Origin of the sequence: Acinetobacter sp. YH12251 (assembly GCF_013417465.1) — a bacterium.
GTDB lineage: Bacteria > Pseudomonadota > Gammaproteobacteria > Pseudomonadales > Moraxellaceae > Acinetobacter > Acinetobacter amyesii.
This window is the reverse complement of sequence record NZ_VPDZ01000043.1, coordinates 1-3,673: the sequence shown is the minus strand read 5'-3', so window position 1 is coordinate 3,673 and position 3,673 is coordinate 1. Positions and strand designations below refer to the sequence as shown.

3 protein-coding genes are annotated in these 3,673 nt (G+C 37.4%); 1 reads left to right on the top strand and 2 read right to left on the bottom strand.

Annotation, left to right across the window (positions count from 1 at the left end; genetic code table 11):
- Positions 1-541 precede the first annotated feature (541 nt).
- Positions 542-1,909: a MobA/MobL family protein gene (locus tag FTV27_RS16860; RefSeq protein WP_180079332.1), complete on the bottom strand. Its 1,368-nt coding sequence runs from the start codon at positions 1,907-1,909 to the stop codon at positions 542-544.
- 213 nt (positions 1,910-2,122) lie between these two features.
- Between FTV27_RS16860 and FTV27_RS16855 the strand changes: the two genes are divergently transcribed.
- Positions 2,123-2,845, top strand: coding sequence for a hypothetical protein (locus FTV27_RS16855; RefSeq protein WP_180079331.1), 723 nt, complete (start codon positions 2,123-2,125; stop codon positions 2,843-2,845).
- A 64-nt stretch (positions 2,846-2,909) separates the two neighbouring features.
- Here FTV27_RS16855 and FTV27_RS16850 read toward each other — a convergent pair whose 3' ends face one another.
- Positions 2,910-3,173 (bottom strand): hypothetical protein, encoded by a 264-nt coding sequence (locus FTV27_RS16850; RefSeq protein ID WP_180079330.1) that lies wholly within the window; start codon positions 3,171-3,173, stop codon positions 2,910-2,912.
- Positions 3,174-3,673 lie beyond the last annotated feature (500 nt).

The following is a 3,673-nucleotide window of genomic DNA, read 5'->3' as shown; positions in this document are numbered from 1 at the left end:
CTGCGAGGATTGCTCCAACATGCAACTTAACCGACCTATACAACTACTCTCAACGCTCCGCTTTTGTGAGATTCCCCTGTAGCGGTTTAGCCTTTCGACTATCGCTACGTTGCACCAGTGACACTTATTCCCTCCACATGCAACGCATGCCAATCCGTAAAACGAACACACAGAAGCGGGCAAAGCTAGAAACAAAATAATTTGTTGCTTATTTGATGAACTTTAAGAGCATGAAATAACGAAGTTTTTCAGATTTAGACTTGTCTTTTAACTGTTATAATTGAATAATAGCTACAGGTACAAAGCCTTAGTGTGAAATCATAACGGTCGCCAAACCTTATGATCTTCGTTAGATGATGTTTCAGCATCAAATAACTGTGTACCGACAAATTACAACGAGAAAGCCCTGAAATGCAATAGTATTTCGGGGCTTTTTCATTTTAAATTTCAAATAACTCAAGAACTTATTGACTTATGCCATGTTTCAGCGTTTCACGCTGAAATTTTTGCACGTTTTTTTAACTCGCTTCGCTCGATTTTTTTAAGGTCTAAATGTATTGTCTGAATCGTCGTATTTTTGCGTATTTTCGACTTTTTGCTCTGTGCGTGTACTTCTATCTAAAATATGCTCAATCGTTGAAATACGCTCATTTAGACGCTCTGAAATACGTTTTTCATCGTAAGACATAGATTCACTGCTTGAATGTTCTCGAATCGTGTCTAAGTCGTGCTTATATATCTCACATACAAGTGCTGACACTTCTTTGCGATTTTCTTTTATTAAAACGTCATTCAGTAATGATGCTTTATGTTCAATTGCTTCGATATAGTTAATGCTTCGGTCGTCTTGCAGTGCTGAAAGCTGTCTGATTTGTTTAACTTTATCAGCAGTCGCTTGATAAGTTATTAAGTCTAATCTGTATGCTAAATCTGACGCAGAAACACGCTCAATGTCTTGCTGTTGTTGCTTCTTAGCTTCATTCTGCTTCTGCAAAGCTGCATAGTAATAGTGACCATATAGCTCCATATTGTTGTAGTCGCGGATCTCTTGAACTTTTTGAATCAGGGCTTCACGTTCAGCGAGTTTCTGCTGATACTCTCGATTCTTTTCATCATCATCGAATGTCAGATTCGGGTCTAAATGCAAGAGCGATTTCGGTATCTGCGGAACTGGCTTTAATTCTGTGCCAAATTTTTTATTGTAGTCAGCATGACTTAGACACGACACGATATTTGGCACTTCGACTTCGATGCCTTTAATTTTCATAATTTTGGTCGGTGCATGTTGCTCAAGCGATTCATTAATCAATACTTCACTACTAGCTCTAATTAAATTAACTAAGTCTTTGCCTTCGCCACGAACATCAGCCGTGATTTTTTGTGCTCCGCCCTTCGCTGGGTCTTTATCGTTATAGCGTTTAAAGAACTGATCTGCGGTTCTATCGTGTTCATCGACTGACCGCTCGGAATACATCAAATGCAGATGGGGCTGATCTTCACCTGTGATTTCACTCGGATGGTTGTGGATGGCAACGGTATATGGGAAATTATATTCTTCGGTGAATTGCTGAACGATCTGTTCAACTAACTCAATACGCTGTTCAACACTAAGTTCCTTCGGCAGTGCAAGCACAAGGCTTGTTGCTGTACGTCCATTTTTACGCTCATGTAGTTCGGCAGCTTCCCAAAATTGATCAGGTCTGTCGGTGCAGAAACTTGGCATATTGCCAGACTTCACGTACTCGACTACTTCATTCTCATGGTCATTGCGATTTGCATATTGAGCGGTTCGAGTGATGTATCTAAACCGATTTACACATGACGGTGCTCGCTTCGTTTTTGTTGTGCCGGAGCTGTCTTTATATTTCACCAAGCCTTTAGAGCAATGTTCATAACTAGCGTGATACATAGTGCCCTGCTCCCCCGCTTTTGCTTTTGCCCCGCAGGGCGAAGTAGTAGTGTTTCTAATTGATATGATTGCGTAGTGATCATATCGAATTAGAAACACGGAAACGAGCAAAACATTAAATAAATTACTCACGTAATTTAATTTAATTTTTGTATCATGACAATGTATGATTGATAAGAGTAATTATTTTGGATTTTGGATTTTGGATTTTGTATGGGAAATCGTGGAAGACCTAAAATTGATGTAACAGATACAGACTTAGTTGAACTGAATAATTTTATTGATTCACTTCTTTTTTTGAGTAAACAACAAGAACGATTTAATCAGATTTCTAACAAAACTGATTTTTCTGACGATGAAATAAAACTGATCAAGTCGAATTTACGTGAAATGAAAGTACATAAAAAACGTATAGAAACTCTCGAAATAATCAGATTTAAGACAAAGACAACTCAACAATTAACCGATCTTGAAAAAGAAATTTTGAGTTACGACTTATGTAAACGTGATGATTTCTTCAATTGTCACAAAGTACTCAACACATATATTCGACTTGAAAAAATTACTCATAGTGAAATCAAACGAATTGATCATAAAGTTAGAAATGAACGTATTCAAAAAGTAAGAAAAGAACAGACTGAAGGACAAAAACGTAGAAAAGAAAATGAACGTCGTAAATACTTCTTAGGTGGTGTTGTTCTTAAATATAGTCAGTTTTTAAAAGACAATTACTTATTTAGTTCAGAAGATACAGAAGAAGCGATTTTACAACATTTACTTGAAGATTTTATTGTTTGTAACTACTTGTCAGACGTAACGAATGATAATGAAGATAAAGCAGCTAATGTAAGAAAAGTGATTAAAAACAATCACTCTGAGATAATCGAGAAAATAAGAAACATGTCTAATGAAATCGAAAATGATAAACGTAGATGACGAATTTCAATATCCTTTCGCTTGCCCTGGGGGCAAGCGAGGTTATTGGAATTTGGCATCATTATTATTTTCTACAAATAACTCTAAAAGACTGCTCTAACGCTTTTGCATCATAGTTAAGTTTTTGAGCAAGTTTAAAAAAGTTATCAGTTGACATTTTTGTATAGAGATAATGCAGTTGAAGTAACCAGTTTTTTAAGTTTTCAAGTTCTTGATTTACTTCATTTAAGTAAGAAATATCTAAATCATTTTCTGCAAATGTTTTCAAAGCGTGATATGCAACATCACTCATTGTTGACGTTTCAAAGTGTTCATTAATATCAATCATTATTAACCTCTAAACATATAAATTAGCCTAAGCAGAATTAGAAAAACAGAAAACAGCTCTGCCCTACATATCAGATTTAGTTCAAAAGCCGTAAAAGCAAATGCACTCAACTTCTCAACTCGCCCCCAAAGCGTCGCACTTCGTGCTTTGGCTTTGGTGAACGGTTGAGAGAGTTTCGGCAATACTCTCCCTAAAGGCGGTCATTTAAAAAAATGACGCATCCTTTAAGTATTGCCGATTTACCGCATATTCTTTTGGCTTCGGAGCCACGTATATCGGTCGTATCCGCACATAGCTTTGCAAACTATGCAGACAAGGACTAAAGGTCTTGCACCTTCTCCCACGCGCTCCCTGTCGAAGTATGGCGGTATCTCTGCGAGGATTGCTCCAACATGCAACTTAACCGACCTATACAACTACTCTCAACGCTCCGCTTTTGTGAGATTCCCCTGTAGCGGTTTAGCCTTTCGACTATCGCTACGTTGCACCAGTGACACTTA

Excerpts from the sequence above, each read along its gene's own strand:
- FTV27_RS16860 (WP_180079332.1), bottom strand. The coding sequence starts at position 1,909 with ATGTATCACGCTAGTTATGAACATTGCTCTAAAGGCTTGGTGAAATAT.
- FTV27_RS16855 (WP_180079331.1), top strand. The coding sequence starts at position 2,123 with ATGGGAAATCGTGGAAGACCTAAAATTGATGTAACAGATACAGACTTA.
- FTV27_RS16850 (WP_180079330.1), bottom strand. The coding sequence starts at position 3,173 with ATGATTGATATTAATGAACACTTTGAAACGTCAACAATGAGTGATGTT.